This is a genomic window from Clostridium beijerinckii (genome assembly GCF_018223745.1).
GTDB lineage: Bacteria > Bacillota > Clostridia > Clostridiales > Clostridiaceae > Clostridium > Clostridium beijerinckii.
Genome location: NZ_CP073653.1, coordinates 3,990,250 through 4,007,724, shown reverse-complemented (window position 1 = coordinate 4,007,724; position 17,475 = coordinate 3,990,250). Strand labels below are relative to the sequence as shown.

Here is a 17,475-nt window from a genome sequence, read left to right as displayed (position 1 = left end):
TATTAAGGCAATATCAGAAGAATAACAAGTAAATCCGCTTTCTTGCCTGATAAAAAACTTAAGGCAAAATTGAAAGTGATATTTTCTTTTATATGCCTAAATTAATCAATAAATAAGTAAAGGTGGTAACAAAAATGTATGAGCAATATGAAAATTTAAATGAATTAGAAAATATAATGACAAATGCAAATGAATTTATAGTGGAGAGAATAAAAAAGTTAAATAAACTTAGTGAGTTAGGAATAAATCCATATCCTTATAATTACGATTTTAACAAAAAAACTTATACAAAAGAGATATGTGATAATTTTGATACTATTGATGAAAGTAAAGTATTTTCTTTAGCAGGAAGAATAATGTTTCTTAGAAGAATGGGAAATGCAACTTTTGCTAACATAGTAGATGAAAGAGGAAATATACAAATATTTTTTAGTAAAAAGTTAATTGGAAATGAAAATTATAATGTTTTAAAATTAATAGATGTCGGCGATATTATTGGGGTAGAGGGAAGTGTATTTAAGACTCAGACGGGAGAAATAACTATTAGAGCAAACAAATTTGAATTGTTATCTAAATCAATAAGAACCCTTCCTGAAAAATATCATGGAATTCAAGATTCAGATTTAAGACAAAGACATAGATCTTTAGATATGATAATGAATTCAGACGTTAAGGAAAGATTCATAAAACGTTCTAAAGCAATTACTGCAATTAGAGAATATTTGAATGATATGAATTTTATTGAATGCGATACTCCTGTACTTGATACTAAATATGGTGGAGGAGAAGCAAAACCATTTAAAACTTTTGTTAATGATTTAGATTGTGAAGTATATATGAATGTCTCTCCAGAATTATATTTGAAAAGACTTATTGTTGGAGGAATAGAAAGGGTTTATACATTTGCAAGATCTTTTAGAAATGAAGGAATTGATAGAACACATTATCCAGAATTTACTCTAATGGAATGTTATATGTCTTATGCAGACTATGAAGATATGATGAGAATTATGGAAGGAATATATGAATATGTGTTTATGTCTGTTAATGGCTCTACTAAAATAAAATATGGTGAAGAAGAAATTGATTTTAAAGCTCCATGGAAGAGAGAAACTATGTGTAATCTTGTAAAACAAGATACAGGTATTGATGTAGAGAATTTAACTAAAGAAGAAATTATAAGTAAAATAAAAGAGAATTCTCTTTTGATTGAAGAGCAAAATGAAGGTTTAAATATAAATGAAGTTTCTAAAGGAGAATTAATAACAAATCTTTTTGAAGCATATAGCGAGAAGAAATTAATACAACCTACTTTTGTTATAGACTTTCCAAAAGAATCATCACCACTTTGTAAAGTTCATAGGGAAAATCCAGATCTAATTGAAAGATTTGAACCATATGCCTATGGAGTAGAGCTTGGAAATGCTTATTCAGAATTAAATGATCCATTAAGGCAGCGTATATTATTACATGACCAAGCTGAAAAATTAAGAGGAGGACTAGAAACAGCAAGTCCAATGGATGAAGAATTTGCTATAGCTATTGATACAGCAATGCCACCAACTGGAGGTCTAGGTATCGGTATTGATAGAATGATAATGTTTCTAACTGGATCAAATACAATAAAGGATGTTATTGCATTTCCTTTAGTTAAAAGATAAAAATAAAAATAGAATGACTAGATAAATATTATTAAAAGGAATACTTAGAGCAATAAGAGCTTTGGGTATTCCTTTTTTATTTTTATGAATGTACTAAGCTACTAAGTAATAGGGCACAAGAATTTTCATAAGGCTTTGTAAAATTTAGAGAGATATTTAAAACAAGCTCAAAACATTTATTCAATATTCTTATATGGTAAAGAATATATATTCTCCACCATATTTATTCTTCAGAATACTAGAATATATATTCTAGTATTCTGAAGAATATGCTGGAATAATGCGGGCTTGAAGGTTGTTGGCTTAAAAAAGTTCGATTTTTATATGATTTAAGATAGGAAAATACGTCTTAAATATTAGTAGAGAAAAATTTTAATAGAGTAATAAAATTATGGAATGCATTTGTTAAATGATTAGGGGTGAAATAAAAATTGAATTAAAAAGAGAAAAGACTTTTGTAAAAAGCAGATGGCTCTGTAATTTTTATTATAAAGTTGGATTGATAGCAATGGTTATTTTTTCAATAAACGTAGGTAGCGTCCTATCTTTGCATTACATTTTATGGGTATAGGTTTAAGATAGTGGAAACAGTTTGTGAATTTTATTAGCATTGATATTATGAAAAAAGTAAATTATTGTATCAACGCATTAAGATATTCGTAGTTATTTGGAGATATTGTCCGTTGTTAGTGGGCTCATCTATTTTTATTTTTAAAAATAACTTTGCATGAATTGGGAGTACAAAAAAGAAACCGCCATTTCTGGCGGAAGAGTATCTATCGATTCTGGTTTCTACATTTAGCTGGGAGTTTACCTTACCATAGCAGGATACTATCAAAGAAACCAGATTAGAGTTTTATTTTACTATATTAAAAGTTCCTTCTTTTCTAGGTGCTGCTTTAGTTTCTTCTTTACTGTTATAGCCCAAAACAGCAGTACCAAACACCGCATAATCTTCAGGAACACCTAGTTCTGTAAGTACGCTTTTAACTTTAGGATCTTCTCCAGTAATAGCTAATATATGAATCCAGCAAGATCCAATATTAAGTGAATGAGCAGCTAAAAGCATGTTTTGAAGTGCAGCAGCACAATCAGATTCCTTTGTAGGTAAAGTTTTATCATAAGATGTAATGACTATTGTAGGTGCATTATAAAATGGATTAAAATTAGGATTTTCACCCATTTTTCTATATTGTTCTATAGACGACTTTAACATAGCTTCTTTTATTGCAGAAATTAGTTTTTCAATCTTTTCTTTATTTTGAACTGCTGTGAAATGCCAGCCTTGTTTGCCCATAGCTGTTGGAGCAAATTGGGCAGCATCTAAAACAGTATTTAAGTCTGCATCAGAAATTTGATTTTCTTTATAAGTTCTTATACTTCTTCTTGTTAAGATATTTTGAATTATTTCATTCATAGTTTTTCTCCTTTCAATTTAAAAGACATTTTAATTTAATCTTTATATTTACTAAATGGTAATAAATATATAAGATTTTTGCTTAATAAAAAAACATCATCACCTTTGACTAATACATAAATTAAATTTATAATTAATCTATCAAAATTTAAATGTAATTTATAAAGTAATATAATGATATCAATATGTATATCATATGTCTAATTAATATTTTTCATTGAATCAATAACTAAAAGTTATAGATTGTTATTAATGCTTTATAACTTAAAATATTATAAATTAAGGAGTGCATTTATGAACTGGCAGCAATTAGAATATTTTAAAACTGTAGCGGAAACACAGAATTTCACATCAGCAGCTAATTTGCTTTCCGTAACACAGCCAGCCTTGAGTAAAGCTATTTCAAAATTAGAAGAAGAGCTAAATGTACCATTATTTGAAAAAAATGGCCGCAATATAAAATTAACTCGTTTTGGCAGTATGTTTTTAATACATGCTAACGCTGCAATAAATGAGATTAGTAAAGGAATTCAGGAATTACAGGATATAATTAATCCTATGGCAGGCACAGTTTCCATGTCTTCACTTTACACTATTGGAACACATTTTATTCCTTCGATTATAAGTGAATTTTTGAAGGAAAGTCCAAATACAAAATTTGAATTTGGGATTCAATCAACTTTTAATATTTTAAAAGGCCTTAAGGATGGTAAGTTTGATTTTGGTTTTTATGATGAATTTGAAGATATTAAAAGGTATGAAGAAATAGAGTCAGTTCCTATAAAAAATGAGGAGCTTGTTCTCATAGTCCCTAAAAATCATCATCTTGCTGATAAAACAGAAGTATTTCTAAAAGGCTTAAAAGAAGAATCGTTTGTGTTTTTTTCAGAAGGAATCAAAGGAAAAATGTGTTCTATTTTCGAAAGCATTGGTTTTGTTCCAAAAACATCTATAGAATATAATGAAAGCAGTATGGTGGTAACAGGTTTTGTTAGTGCAGGTCTTGGTATTTCTATAGTTCCTAACACCCCAAATTTAATAACAGAAGAAGTATCAGTATTAAAAATAAAAGAACCCAACTGCTATAGAACTGTGCATATGGGATGGTTGAAGAATGGATATATGACTCCTTCAGCTAAAATATTTAAAGATTTTGTTATTGAGGCCTCCTCAAAAATCGATATTTAATAAGATTTGCATTAAAGTATAGTTATTAGACGTACGGTGAGCCATGTCATAAATAAAATACAATTTTTAATTATTCATATAATTGGATGTGCTTTAGTGGCTCCAAATTAGGCTGGTAATAATTGGATTGCAATATTGTTAAGGGGGAGGAGAATTTCTTATGGAAATACACAATCATAATTTAAATATTCATTATTCATCACCAGATTATATATGGGATAAATTAGCTGAATTATATTCTGAAATGCCAGGATGGAGTGGTTTTATTGATGGAATTCCTCATTGGTATGCACAAGATAATGGCAAAAGAATAATTACTGCTTCAGTTGAACCTAGTGGGCTGCAATTCTATGCTGAAATGCAACAAGAAGAATGGGATAAATGGCTTGAACTATTTAAGATGAATGGTTCAGCAACATTAGGTTTTGAAATAGGGGAACCAGAAGATGGATTTGAGTTTCATAGCTATAGTTAATCAGTTTTGAAAAAGAGTGCAACGAAGGAAGTATTGGAGATATTAATGATAGTGATTGGACAGTAAATGCAGGTGCTTTTACGATGTTGAGTCCAATAGAAAAAGTATAAAATACGGGATAAATAGTATCAAAGAGATTATAGTACAAGATAAATGAATCTAAAACCCAAATATGATGAGTTAAAATTTTTAGTCCTTGACTTTCTGAGAAGAATTGTTGAGGACTTTATTTATTTGCAGTCTAATACTTTGACTATACTTTATAAAAGAATGGTTAAACTTAAAGAAGAAAAACATTCCTAGTATAAAATTTATAACAAGTTACATATTTAGTACATTGTAATTTATGGTGGAGTGTGGTGTATTGACATCATAAGTTACAGAAATATATTAATGTAACTTGTAATGCTTGATCAGAACTTTAACAGAGTTTGAGCAAGTAATTACGATTAGCCATAACTATATTGGACATAGTTTGGGTGATTGGACATGATTTTTTGTTTAAAATGAAGCAACCATTAAAAGGTTTATATCTAAGATAAATAAAAAATATGATATGACAATGGATAAATTAAGTGAGGAGAATATGAAAGCTCCTTCAAGGAATAGCTAATAATAGTGATTTTTGATAATAACTATACAAAATAATTATATGGATCATATTGATTATAACAAATAAGGAGGTAATTGAAATTGAAAAGTGTTATTTATTATTTTACAGGAACAGGAAACAACTTACAGGTAGCTAAAAAAATAGCTGAGGCATTACCGGATTGCAAGTTGGTATCCATGGGTAAAGGTGAACATGACAGCAATGAAGTGTATGATTATATCGGTTTTGTATATCCTACATATGCCTTGAATTTGCCACGAAGAGTAACACAATTTATAAGCGAAATGTCGCTTGAAAAAAGTAAAAACGCATATTTTTTTGCTGTGACTGGATGCGGCAATATAAGTGGTGTTGCGTCAACTGTCCCTGCCAAAATTTTAGCAAAAAAAGGTGTGACACTTAATTTTGCAGAGAAAATTATTATGGTTGAAAATTATGTCGCGATGTATGAAATGAACGAGAGAAATCCAGAGAAATATCAAATTGCTACTGATAATATACCTGCATTAGTACAAAAGATAGTAGCTAAAACACAGCAGCCAGTGGGTAAGGTGAACGAGCCCCTTAATATATCGACTGCTATTGGTCAAAAATTAATATATGCTAGAAAAGACAAAGGTTTTAATGTTTCCGATGCTTGCACAGGCTGTAGAACATGTGAGGCAGTTTGTCCTGTTTCCAACATAGTAATGAAAAACAAAAAGCCTAGTTTTAAGCACAATTGCGAACAATGTATGGCGTGCGTTCAATGGTGCCCAAAGCAGGCTATTAACTATAAGAATAAGACACAAAGCAGGGGACGTTATACTAATCCTAGTATTAGTCTGAAAGAATTAATAGACGGCAATAAATAGACAAGTAAGAATTAAAACTGAGATATATTTTGAAAAATTAAGATTAAAATATGATTGAATATTTACTTATAAAAATCTAATAAGAAATATATTGATATCGATTTTTGATATATAATAATTCGCGGTAACTTAATGAGTTACCGCGAATTTTAAAATACACTAATATTCCTATTCCAAACCAGTACAGTTGGACTTAGACAGTAAAATCAGTGGAAAAAGCAAGCTCTTTTTGTGCTTCAAGTTCTTTAAGACGATCAGATAGTGCTTGATGAATTGAATCATAGGCATCACTACCGAGAGTAATTCTTTTTGGAGCCTCTTGCTGGTCTACACTGTCAATCATAGCTTTGACCATTTTGGCTGGATCGCCAATAGAAACAATTGATTCATCTTAAAGGATACGCGTTTTTAATATAAATAATAAGAAACTTTATTTAGGAGCATTTGTAGGAAAAGCAGGCTGATGGAATAGGTAAAGTAATAGAATGGATTAAAAAAATTATACTAGTGCCTTTGCAATGGAAGAGTTAGGAGAATCAAATAATATGAGTGTTTCAAGTCTTCATCATAAGTTCAAAGAAGTGACTACCATGGGACCATTACAATATCAGAAAGAGCTTCGTCTTCATGAGGCAAGACGTTTTATGTTAAGAGAATCTTTGGATATAACGAGTGCAGCAATGGTAGTTGGTTATGAAAGCTCATCTCAATTTTCTAGAGAGAATATAAGCGGCTTTTTAGAAAGCCACCACTTAGAGATATAAGAGATTTGAGAAAAGGTCTTGGAACTGACATATTAGAAAATGGTATATGAATGCAAGATAATTAGTAAAAATAGTGTTTTTTGAAAATTGAACAATAGGATACTTGTAATATATGTTATAATTAGGAATACATTTGTTGGAATTGGGTTACGAGAATATTTTTTGAACTACTGGGGGGATTTGTATGCAAATTAATTCTACAGCAATTAATTTTATATCAATACTTATTAAGTTTATTTGTATCGCAGTGGTAGTAGCGATAGTAATAGCAATGATTAAAGGTGTAAAAGAGCTTCGGAAATCTATAAGTAGAAATAAACAAATGGATAAAGAGCTAGGTCATATTTTAAATGAAGTAGATAAAGAAAAGAATGGGAATATAATTATTAAGATTATAACAATAATTATTAATATGATATTTTGTTTGATATTTCCATTAAGTTTGCTTGGAGCAATGGTTTCACCTATGGCATTTGATTCACCAGGTTCGACGGAAAGCATATATACATGGATGTTTTTCCTATCCACCCTCTCACTTCCAGCAGTCATATTAATATCAGTAATAATATCATTCTTTCTTTTATTCAAATCAAAATTATATAATAAAGCAATTATAGTTAGCTTAGCACCAATAATTTATTTTGCTGCTATGTTTCTTCTTTTTAACACATAAAATTTTTTGGTTAAATTCTTTTTATATTGTGAATTTGTACAAATTGACGCAATATAAGAAATTGTTATGGAGAAAATATATGAAAAAGAAAAATATTCAAAGAGTAAGTGCTTTAATTATATTAGCTCTTATTATATTTTTATTTAGACCTGCATATACACCAAGTATAAATAGAAGTAAAAGTATTAGTAAATTAGTTAGTATTAGAGTTGGAGGTCAAAATTAGACATTTTATATTATATTAGATTACATATTAACGTAATTGAGGTGAAAGTTATGTTTAAATGCCCGCATTGTAAATTTAAAACCATTACTTTTTGGAAAAAAGTTGGTGGTGATTCTCGTTTCACAGAACGTATCACATGTCCATATTGTTTTCGTAAAAGTAAACTGCCATGGTGGAGCTTTTTTGCACAAATGATATTCTTTGCTTCTGCCATACCTATTTTTGAAGATAGTAACTTTCGTTTAATAAGTGCTTTTGGGATTGTGATTTACTCAATGATTGTTATTGTCGTAATACCTGCATTTTTTCCATTAAAAAAGTTAAAATGATTAAGTAAGTTTCAATATTATAATCATACTAATAACAAAAAGTTACTTAAAAAGTGCTGCAATTGTAAATTTTAAATTACCAATCATAAAGGGAGTGGGGTAAAAAATGAATCGAAAAAGTATAGAAAAATTAATTATCAAGGGATTGATATTAGTTGGAGTTCTAGCTATATTTCCAATGGGTGCAGATGCTGAATGGAAAAAAGATAATAACGGATGGTGGTATACAGAAGGAAGCTCATGGTCAAGTGGCTGGAAGTTTATTAATAATAACTGGTACTATTTTGATAGCAACGGATATATGAAAACAGGTTGGGTAAAAGATAAAAACAATTGGTATTATTTGTATGATAGCGGAGAAATGGCTAAAAATACTAGTGTTGGCGGTTATGAAGTGAATGCTGATGGAGCATGGATTCAAATGAAAGAAAACAATTCGTCCAGCAATATTGTAAATTCAACAGATGTTAACAATAACAACACTACTGAAAATATTGATCAAGCTGTAAGCAAAGCCATAAAAAGTAGAGGGACAAATTATCTAAGGGGAGAAGCGGCTACAGAAGGGCACATAGTTTTAGATGTTGAAGAAAAAGATAATATCGCGAAAGTTTACACTATTTCAAGTTTTGGTTATTTTGGCTTTGAAAATGGGATTTTCACAGAAATAAGTGGAAGTGGAGCTATTCCTACGGTAATGATATTTTCTAAAAATTCAAATGGTGGTTATTCATTAATCGAATATAAAGAACCTGAAGATGGAGAAGAATGTGAAAATTCTATAAAACAGATGTTTCCAGAGAAGTTATGGGACAAGGTTTTAAAAGGTCAGGAAAGCTATTCGCAGCTTGCAGAATCAAAAGAGAATGATGCTAAAGAATACCTGAAACAAATTGGTAGAATTGCTGATGTGAGCTCAAAATATGTTGAAAAGAAACGTCCTAATATTAATGTTACAGCAGAAAATAAACTATTTGTATACTGGGGGAAGAATGATTCATTTCTAAATCACTGTCCTTATTGGATAGGAACAAAAGAGCGTATTGAAAATGGTGTAAGGCTAATTTATGAAACATCTCAAAGTAAAAGCGCTGATGGATATGATGTAATCACTTTTAAAGAAACGAAATCAGATGGAACAGTTGTTGAAGAACGTAGCTATAAAATAGTAGGAGATGAACCAGAGCTTCAATAGAAATTGTAGGATTCTCTAGTAAATAATAAGCTTGTAACACTATATAATAATTTTTAAAGCAGAAATTAAAAGTGGATTTTACAGAAATATTCTATAACTTACTCGTTATAGTAAATTAATGGTCTTAATATAGAGTATTGGGGTGTATTATATGAGTAAAGCTTTACTCTTTAACAAAGTTATTTATTCAATATTTTTTATATGTACAATAATTACATGTATTATTGTTTATAGCAACATAGATAATGGTATGGCTTCAAAATTTGTGATTGGCTATGCTGTGTTTGCTCTATTTATGTTATTGTATGTGCCTATAATTACTTTATTTAATGCAAGAAAACTGAAATGGGATCATCTTAGAAAAGTATTAATTAAATTTGTCATTATGTTTGCAACATTTTTTGCACTTAATTGCGTTTTCGATTACATCTTTAAAAGTCCTAATGTGGACCTACTTAATGCTGCTTCTCATGCAGTGGGTTTATCTTTTGGTTTAGCTTTTGTAGATGTTACATTTTTAGAAAGAAGAAAAAAATAAGGATATGCACTTTTCTGTTTCGATTGCTACATATACCTATGATTGCATTAAAGATAATTGTCATGAGAAACTGCTAAAATATAATCCCTAATGTATTTATTGCATATATATTGCAAAAATAATTCTTCATCATAATTCTAAAAATATTGAAAGAATTTTAGCCGTAATTTTGAAATGTGCATTGTGAATTGCAACATATATATATAAATTTAATGAGCTATTATCGGACTCATTAATCTTTTGAAAAATGTTTATGGGAAAGTTGTTTGCTTCTCCGCGATGCTTCGGGAGAAACAAACATTTCCTGCAAGAATAAGGTGCTGCCTGTTTTAAACGTGGCTAGAAGTTTCACCGTACCTGGATGGTATAGTGATTTTCTTTTGTTTTACAACAATTAGTTTAGTTTTTGTCCTATTTCCTCAGCTTGGTTAAAAATTTCTTGTTGACTAAGAATATCATCCTTACTGTGCAAGTTTCCTGCGATGATATTACCTGAATTCACCATTTGACTATAGTCGCCAAAAATTTGACTAAGATATTCTGTAACATTTTTAAATGCTTCAGCAGGTGCACCGCTACATGTAACAGTTATATACTTTTTTCCTGGTAAAAGTCTTGTGGTATGATTGGATTCCACAAAAAACGTAAATAGTCTATCTAGGAAATTTTTTGTATAACCGCTCACGTGCACCATATAGACTGGTGTTCCAACTATAATGCAATCAGCATCAGCTATCTTAGGTAAAAGTTCAGTCATCTTGTCGTTAATAGAACAATATTCCACTTTATTTGCTTGACATAAACCACAAGCCCTGCAGCCTTTATTATCAAGTTCTGCTAAATTATAAGTTTCAACTTCATGTCCATTTTTCTTAATGCCCGAACAAATGGCATCAACTATTTTTGAAGTATTTCCGTCCTTTCTTGCACTGCCTACAAAAGCCATAACTTTCATTTTTATTACCTCCTAATATCAATTCAAAATTAAAAGAGTATTCGAACCAGCATGACATGCCAAGATGATAGGCTAGTACCGGTTCAAAGACTAAATTAATTATAAATGTTACATAACAAGAATATTTGCCTTTTTCAATTATCTTTTTGCCTTATTCTCCAGATCTTTATTATTTCTCAGCCACATTAGAAAACTGAGGGTGTTAAACCAGCAGTATATTCTTCATTAATATAAGGAAAGCCCGCAAGCTCATAGGCAGCAGGCATGATAAAGCAGTGATTGGAGTCTCTTTTTTGTGGATCAAAAATCATATCAATCACTATAAACTCAAAGCTATATTTTAGATTAATATATTTTTGGGCTTCGTCTGTATAGTCTTCCTATATCTTTTCTAGGGGGAGCTCCATAAAAAGCGCTGTAATCTCGGCTAAATTGAGAATTACTAACATAACCTACCATTCCGCTGGCAGTGGTCACATCCATGCGTTGGGACAGCATTAGACTCCTCGCTTCATGTAGACGCAGAGCTTTTTGATATTGCATAGGGGACATCGAAGTGACCGCTTTAAAATGATTATAGAAAGAGGATTCACTCATATGTGTCAGTTTGGCTAAGTCTGAAACTTTAACTGCCTGAGAAAAATTTTTACGAAGCCAAGCTATTGCTTCTGACACTTGATGTACTCCTGAGTCTGCAAATCCCATGGCTGCAACATGAACTCCAGCAGAACTGCGAAGTAGGCGAATTAGAATTTCATCCATAATCAGTGGTGCAATGAATTCTACATCTCCTGGTTTCTGCAAGCACTCCAAAAGCCTTATCATTGCATCAATAATGCTTATATCTGCATTCATAACATGTCCAGCACGCCACTGTTTTATTTCAGGCAGACCATGAGAATATACTTTCGGAACAATCTCAGCAATCCTCTCGGGATTAAGATCCAGCCTTATAATAAGGAGAGGCTCAGATTTAGTTGCCTTCATAGTTTGCAGAGAAATTGGCAGAGTGATTGGATTCATTAACATTTGTGATTTATCAAGCTTGTATGTCTCGTGACCTATTGAGATAGACCTTGCTCCTTGGGCAACAATACTTAAAGAAGGTAAATAGAAAGTCTTTGGACAATCTATCTCTGTTCCTGAATAGCGAACGATAGACAGACCAGAGATTGGCAGATCTAAAACACCATCCTGTGGAGCAAAGGTATATAGCAGGTGTGCTAATCGAGTCATTTTTGTTTTGAGTAATCTTTCAATGTCATCCGATTCTGGAATTACATACTCACGATATACATTCATGATTTGAAAACGCTCCTTATTATATAAATTTCATTATCATATTTCTAATTTAGATTATAAATATTTAGTTATCTATTTAAATATAATAGCAGTTTATCATTGAAATTTATATAGAATGTTTGGGACATCTTCGAATGAAAAATATCGAATTAATTAGTAAGATTCATTTATACTGAAAGTATACGTATCAAGCTAAAACGTATACTTTCAGTTTACATTTAGTAAAATATTGATTTGTGCTTAATTTAACGATTGGGAATGAGTTCGCTTACATTTATTTGAGGATTGTGATAGCGACCTCTCTTAACAGTAGCTTTTTTATATTGTATAGATTTTTGCGGGCACCATTGCATACAAGCAAGACATGATTCACATTGATGCTCCCATTTTGGTTTTCTATCGTGCATAACTATATTATTTGCGGGGCAGATCTGAGAACATAAACCGCATCCTATACATTTTTCATCAGTCCAGAAATTTTTTCCCATACCTTTTGGCCTAAAGGTAGCAGTGTATAGTAAGTTGTAAACAGAACTCATAATAGCATTAGACTTATATTTAATATGTTGCTTGCTTTTTATAGCAAGAGCTATTGTACTTATCTGTTTTTCTTCATCGTTGAAAAGTTTATTTTGCTCCTCTTCAGAAACGGTAGGAAACATCAGCTGATCACTGCCAGGCATAAATACACAAAAAGATGAAGCTAAATTAATGTCTTTTTTGTTTAGTATTTTTTTTATTTGATTAAGAGCAGCACCTACCATTCCTCCACAAGTTGCTATAGCAAAAACATAGGTATGTTTACCAATAGGCAAGGTTTCTATAAAATTTTTTACAATCACAGGTAGTCCAAAATTATATACTGGAAATACAAAACCTATTTTATCTGATTGAGTGTCTTTTGATGTTGGAATGCTTTTTTTAGAGATTTGTATTATCTTAGTATCAGTTAATTGTTCGCTTAAATTCTTTGTTACTTTTAAACTATTTCCTGTAGCGGAAAAATAATAAATTGTTGTACTCATAGTTGTATCACTCCTTGATTTTCTTTGGTACGTTTATTATACTTAGATCATATATATAGCACAAGTACGCAGAATATACAGACTAAGTATATTTAAGCGTACTGACTTTTTAAAACCAAAGGAGAATAAAATAAATGATAGACATAACATTTAAGGAGTATCAAGAACAAATAAAAGATGTAAGAATTGATAAAAGTTGTGGGACATATAAAACATTAGAGATTTTCCAAGGAAAATGGAATATTCGAGTGCTCTTTGAGTTAATGAAATGTGATTCTATTCGTTTTGGTGATTTAAAAAAACAAATAGGAGAAATAACTAATACAATGCTCACATCTACACTTCGAGATCTAGAAAACAAGGGCTTAGTTGATAGAACCCAATTTAACGAAATTCCACCACATGTTGAATACTCACTATCTCAGGCAGGAAAAGATTTATACCTTATTTTTGTTGAAATGATGCGATGGAATAATAAGCATCAGTAAGCACATATTTATAACAACGTTTAATTAAAGATTGTCAAATTGGGTACATATTATTGTAAACGGGAATGCATACCGTTAAAGTATGATCATTCCACCAATTTAGGCAACTTATCGATGTTTTTATGCAATATCTTCATATTTACGAAAGCAAATATAATTCCTATTGTTACCCAGATAGAAATTTCAATAACAGAGTATCCCAAGATATTCTGAGCAAGTTTTAAAATATAGCAACATGGAATAACTGTTAGCCATGCTGTTATTTCACCAGGGACATAATGACGGTAGGATAATGGTAATAATATAATATGAAATAAGATCAGATGAACGATATTTGCTACAAGTAAACCGTACCACAAACCATAAGATCCACTAATATTGCCAATCATAGTAGCTATAATCCACAAAATCAATTCTTCAAATACACCTATTGCGAATCCAGCTGTATTTTTTGTGCCTCCAAAGGGAGTTATAGCTAGAGATATATATTGTTTTAAATTCTTTTTGCACCAGTGCTTTGCCATAATAATCTCTTCCATATCGTGTACAATAAATAATAAAGGAAAAACCCATACAAACCATTTTAATTCATTCATTTTTCATTCCCCCTTTGTTATTTATTTTACTCATTTACTTTAATGCTTCAAACATCAATATCTAAGTTTTTATGCACTTAAACTACAAAAATTATACAAAGTGTTGTTTATCTATATAAACTTCTTTAAAATAATGGTATGGAGGAACTGCATATGAATGAAAATGATTTGCGTGTTATAAAGACAAAAAGAAACATAGAAGAATCTTTTATTTATCTACTTGGGCAAAAAGACTTTTACAAAATAACAGTACAAGATATATTGGACAAGGCTTTGATTAATCGCTCTACATTTTACAAGCATTATACAGATAAATACAAACTAGCTGAAACTCTTTGCAATGAAATATTTGACTTGCTAAAAACTGGTGTAAAAGATCGATTTGACTGTGATAATGTAGAAGATGCAATTATGGTTATAAAACCTTTATATCATATATTATCTGTTAGACGAGAAGAAATTTTAGCTCTTTTTACAATTCATACAGATACGATTCATCTGTATGATGATATGTCTGATTTTTTAAAGAGAAGTTTTTATGACCAATATAAAACAAAAAATAAAAAGTCGCCTAAAATTTTAGATTATTTATCAGAATTATATGCAGCACTTGTTATGACTGCAATTAAGTGGTGCCTACAAAATGATGGATATGAAGAATTGACTAGTCATGCTCAGCTTGTTTTAAAATTAGGAGAAGTGTTTGATTATCCATGTAAATGAATAGTGCTATATAGAAAAAACAGATAATCTATTAAAGTAGATAAGTTACGAGGAAAAATAGATGATTAGATATAAAATTGACGCTGGCAATAAGCAGAAGAAGCTTTTGTCAGCGTTATAATTTTATTTTACTATATTAATATGGACTTCCTTTTTAGTAATAGATTTATATTTTTTCTTCAACTTTATTTCTAAATAAAAACGATTTACAAGCACCACTGTATTCTAATATTCTTTAGAATATGCATTGAATAATGCAGGTTTTAAGGCTATAAACTTCAAAAAAACATAGATTTTTACGTTAATTAAATCAGGAGAGAAAAGTTTTAATTCAATGGATGGGAATGGTTGTGCAATATTATGATATATTATCTTCTGCGCTAATTCTAGGAAAAGTAATGTTAAAAAATGTTATAATAGAAATGAAATTACAGCATGTTTATAAGATCTGCTGCTGGTCGTATATCATGAGCAAAGTATAAATATGATGGAACTGAGAGGGAGTTATGAATAAATTAGAGTTTTTAGGAAGAGGGTCAGGTTATCACATTAAAGAAGGAAATACTGCTGCCTATATAAGAAAAAATGAAACATTTTTACTAATAGATTGTGGCGAAACTGTATTTAAAAGGATTTTGGAAAAAGAATTACTTAAAGGAATTAAAGAGATACATGTATTAATCACTCATATGCATTCAGATCATATTGGTTCATTAGGTGGATTTATAGGATTCTGCTATTGGAAATATAAAATAGTTACTAATGTTTATTTTAATGAAAAAGAAAAAATAAGTATGTTTTTAGAACTTCTCGGATTAAAAGAAGGTGAGAGTTTTATTGTAGATAATGCTGATAATAAGAGAATTGACTCATTGGGATTGAAATTTTCAGCATCTATAACTAAGCACGTTAAGACATGGAATACTTATTCCTATAAATTAGAGTTTGATAAAGAAAATGATATTTTTTATAGTGGAGATACATATGAGACAAACTTTGATTTAATTCCTTATCTAGAGTCGGGAAATTTAGTTTATCATGATGCGTGCATTAATGATAATGAAGAGAATGTACACACTTCATTAAGAGTGTTGAGTGAAAATATTCCTATCAAATATAGAAATCAAGTTTATTGTATTCATATTGATGGAGAAAATTTTATTGAGGAAGCGCAGAAACAAGGGTTTAATGTAGTTGATCTAATATAATCTAGGAAGAGTTATATGAATTATAGAATATATTTGTGTGAATATACTAATTTTTCAGGTGAGGCGTGGAGTTCATGGAAATAGCAATTAGAGTGGTCAGCCATAAATGAAACTCGTGATAATTATGTTGAAAGATAAATGTGATTTATGTATTGATTTTAATGAAGTAATGGAGGGATAAATAATGATTCAATCAATTGTACATATTGCTTTAGTAGTGAAAGATTATGATGAAGCAATAGAGTTTTACACAAAAAAACTTCATTTTGAATTAGTAGAAGATACATACCAACCAGAACAACAGAAAAGATGGGTAGTAGTATCTCCGCCAGGTTCAAGTGGAACAACAATACTGCTTGCAAGGGCATCTAAGCCTGAACAAGAGGATTTTATAGGAAACCAAGCAGGGGGAAGAGTTTTTCTTTTCTTAGGAACTGATGATTTTTGGCGTGATTACAATGAAATGAGAGAAATAGGAATAGAATTTGTGAGAGAGCCTAAAGAACAGGATTATGGAATTGTTGCAGTATTTAAAGATCTATATGGTAACTTGTGGGATCTGGTTGAGTTTAACGAAAATCATCAAATGTTCAAAAGAGTTAAATAAATCACAATTTATCTACTTTAAAAATAAGAGAATTATAAAAGAACACAGATAATCTATAAGCAGAACTAGCTAAGTTAAGAGGAAAAAACAGATGATTAGGTATACAATTAACGCTGGGAATAAGCAGTAGCAGCTTTTGCCAGCGTTATAATTTTATTTTACTATTACAGTTACTTTCTTTCTAGGTAAAGTTTTGGGGGATTTTCTTCCACTAAAGCATAGATCAGCTTTACGATTATTATTTTATTTCTAAGCAAAAACGATTCACAAGCATCACTGTATTCTAATATTCTTTACCATAAATATGGTGAAGAATATATATTCTAAGCCATATTTATTCTGAAGAATACTAGAATATATATTCTTCAGAATATGCTTGAATAATGCGGGGTTGAAGGCTGCAACCTTAAGAAAACATAGATTTTTACGTTATTTAAAATAGGAGAACATGTTCTAATATCAGCAGAGAAAAGTTTTGAGAGTATAAATAAATTTATGGAGCGTGTTTTTAAATGATTGAGGATGAAATAAAAATTGAATTGAAAAAGAGATAAGACTTTTGTAAAAAGCAAATTGCTTTAGATAATTAAAAGATTTGCCTATAATGATAGCAGTGTCTGGGAAAATATTCATATAAG

At 30.2% G+C, this 17,475-nt stretch carries 19 protein-coding genes; 13 read left to right on the top strand and 6 right to left on the bottom strand.

Annotated elements, in window-relative coordinates:
* Nucleotides 1-134 precede the first annotated feature (134 nt).
* Nucleotides 135-1,661 carry a lysine--tRNA ligase gene (lysS, locus tag KEC93_RS18140; protein WP_017210391.1) on the top strand — a complete coding sequence of 509 codons (1,527 nt, stop codon included), beginning with the start codon at nt 135-137 and terminating at the stop codon, nt 1,659-1,661.
* A gap of 856 nt (nt 1,662-2,517) precedes the next feature.
* Here the strand turns inward: lysS and KEC93_RS18135 are convergent.
* Nucleotides 2,518-3,078 (bottom strand): nitroreductase family protein, encoded by a 561-nt coding sequence (locus KEC93_RS18135; protein WP_077867852.1) that lies wholly within the window; start codon nt 3,076-3,078, stop codon nt 2,518-2,520.
* Nucleotides 3,079-3,372: 294 nt separating this feature from the next.
* On the opposite strand from KEC93_RS18135, the gene KEC93_RS18130 reads away from it, so the two are divergent.
* From KEC93_RS18130 to KEC93_RS18120, 3 genes are all read left to right on the top strand, one after another.
* A complete protein-coding gene (locus tag KEC93_RS18130) occupies nt 3,373-4,266 on the top strand; it encodes a LysR family transcriptional regulator (protein WP_077867851.1) in 894 nt (297 codons plus the stop codon).
* Between the two features lie 160 nt (nt 4,267-4,426).
* Complete coding sequence (locus tag KEC93_RS18125; protein ID WP_077867850.1) at nt 4,427-4,741, top strand: hypothetical protein; 315 nt, start codon at nt 4,427-4,429, stop codon at nt 4,739-4,741.
* A 693-nt stretch (nt 4,742-5,434) separates the two neighbouring features.
* Nucleotides 5,435-6,208: an EFR1 family ferrodoxin gene (locus KEC93_RS18120; protein ID WP_077867849.1), complete on the top strand. Its 774-nt coding sequence runs from the start codon at nt 5,435-5,437 to the stop codon at nt 6,206-6,208.
* A gap of 193 nt (nt 6,209-6,401) precedes the next feature.
* Here KEC93_RS18120 and KEC93_RS18115 read toward each other — a convergent pair whose 3' ends face one another.
* Nucleotides 6,402-6,563, bottom strand: coding sequence for a hypothetical protein (locus tag KEC93_RS18115; RefSeq protein ID WP_241394833.1), 162 nt, complete (start codon nt 6,561-6,563; stop codon nt 6,402-6,404).
* 163 nt (nt 6,564-6,726) lie between these two features.
* On the opposite strand from KEC93_RS18115, the gene KEC93_RS18110 reads away from it, so the two are divergent.
* The 5 genes from KEC93_RS18110 to KEC93_RS18090 all read left to right on the top strand — a co-directional run bounded on the left by KEC93_RS18110 (nt 6,727) and on the right by KEC93_RS18090 (nt 9,933).
* Entirely contained in the window at nt 6,727-6,972 is a 246-nt protein-coding gene (locus tag KEC93_RS18110; RefSeq protein ID WP_236892022.1) for a helix-turn-helix transcriptional regulator, read from the top strand.
* 184 nt (nt 6,973-7,156) lie between these two features.
* Entirely contained in the window at nt 7,157-7,645 is a 489-nt protein-coding gene (locus tag KEC93_RS18105) for a hypothetical protein (RefSeq protein ID WP_023974123.1), read from the top strand.
* Nucleotides 7,646-7,724: 79 nt separating this feature from the next.
* Nucleotides 7,725-7,871, top strand: a complete 147-nt coding sequence (locus KEC93_RS18100) for a hypothetical protein (RefSeq protein ID WP_171786177.1) — start codon at nt 7,725-7,727, stop codon at nt 7,869-7,871.
* A 435-nt stretch (nt 7,872-8,306) separates the two neighbouring features.
* The gene (locus tag KEC93_RS18095; RefSeq protein WP_077867847.1) at nt 8,307-9,395 is read left to right on the top strand and encodes a cell wall-binding protein; all 1,089 of its coding nucleotides are present in this window, start codon (nt 8,307-8,309) and stop codon (nt 9,393-9,395) included.
* A 151-nt stretch (nt 9,396-9,546) separates the two neighbouring features.
* Complete coding sequence (locus tag KEC93_RS18090; protein WP_077867846.1) at nt 9,547-9,933, top strand: hypothetical protein; 387 nt, start codon at nt 9,547-9,549, stop codon at nt 9,931-9,933.
* A gap of 394 nt (nt 9,934-10,327) precedes the next feature.
* Here the strand turns inward: KEC93_RS18090 and KEC93_RS18085 are convergent, their stop codons facing one another.
* The 3 genes from KEC93_RS18085 to KEC93_RS18075 form a co-directional block, all read right to left on the bottom strand.
* Nucleotides 10,328-10,879 (bottom strand): flavodoxin family protein, encoded by a 552-nt coding sequence (locus KEC93_RS18085; protein ID WP_242960300.1) that lies wholly within the window; start codon nt 10,877-10,879, stop codon nt 10,328-10,330.
* Between the two features lie 354 nt (nt 10,880-11,233).
* Complete coding sequence (locus tag KEC93_RS18080) at nt 11,234-12,190, bottom strand: AraC family transcriptional regulator (protein ID WP_077867844.1); 957 nt, start codon at nt 12,188-12,190, stop codon at nt 11,234-11,236.
* A gap of 245 nt (nt 12,191-12,435) precedes the next feature.
* Nucleotides 12,436-13,215: an EFR1 family ferrodoxin gene (locus KEC93_RS18075; protein WP_077867843.1), complete on the bottom strand. Its 780-nt coding sequence runs from the start codon at nt 13,213-13,215 to the stop codon at nt 12,436-12,438.
* A gap of 134 nt (nt 13,216-13,349) precedes the next feature.
* Between KEC93_RS18075 and KEC93_RS18070 the strand changes: the two genes are divergently transcribed.
* A complete protein-coding gene (locus KEC93_RS18070; protein ID WP_023974115.1) occupies nt 13,350-13,703 on the top strand; it encodes a winged helix-turn-helix transcriptional regulator in 354 nt (117 codons plus the stop codon).
* An 86-nt stretch (nt 13,704-13,789) separates the two neighbouring features.
* Here KEC93_RS18070 and KEC93_RS18065 read toward each other — a convergent pair whose 3' ends face one another.
* A complete protein-coding gene (locus KEC93_RS18065) occupies nt 13,790-14,299 on the bottom strand; it encodes an HXXEE domain-containing protein (RefSeq protein WP_077867842.1) in 510 nt (169 codons plus the stop codon).
* A 153-nt stretch (nt 14,300-14,452) separates the two neighbouring features.
* On the opposite strand from KEC93_RS18065, the gene KEC93_RS18060 reads away from it, so the two are divergent.
* From KEC93_RS18060 to KEC93_RS18050, 3 genes are all read left to right on the top strand, one after another.
* Nucleotides 14,453-15,022 carry a TetR/AcrR family transcriptional regulator gene (locus KEC93_RS18060; protein ID WP_077867841.1) on the top strand — a complete coding sequence of 190 codons (570 nt, stop codon included), beginning with the start codon at nt 14,453-14,455 and terminating at the stop codon, nt 15,020-15,022.
* A gap of 506 nt (nt 15,023-15,528) precedes the next feature.
* On the top strand, nt 15,529-16,230 hold the full coding sequence (locus tag KEC93_RS18055) for an MBL fold metallo-hydrolase (protein WP_039771705.1): 702 nt from the start codon (nt 15,529-15,531) through the stop codon (nt 16,228-16,230).
* A 184-nt stretch (nt 16,231-16,414) separates the two neighbouring features.
* Nucleotides 16,415-16,837 carry a VOC family protein gene (locus tag KEC93_RS18050; protein ID WP_077867840.1) on the top strand — a complete coding sequence of 141 codons (423 nt, stop codon included), beginning with the start codon at nt 16,415-16,417 and terminating at the stop codon, nt 16,835-16,837.
* The last annotated feature ends 638 nt before the right edge of the window (nt 16,838-17,475 follow it).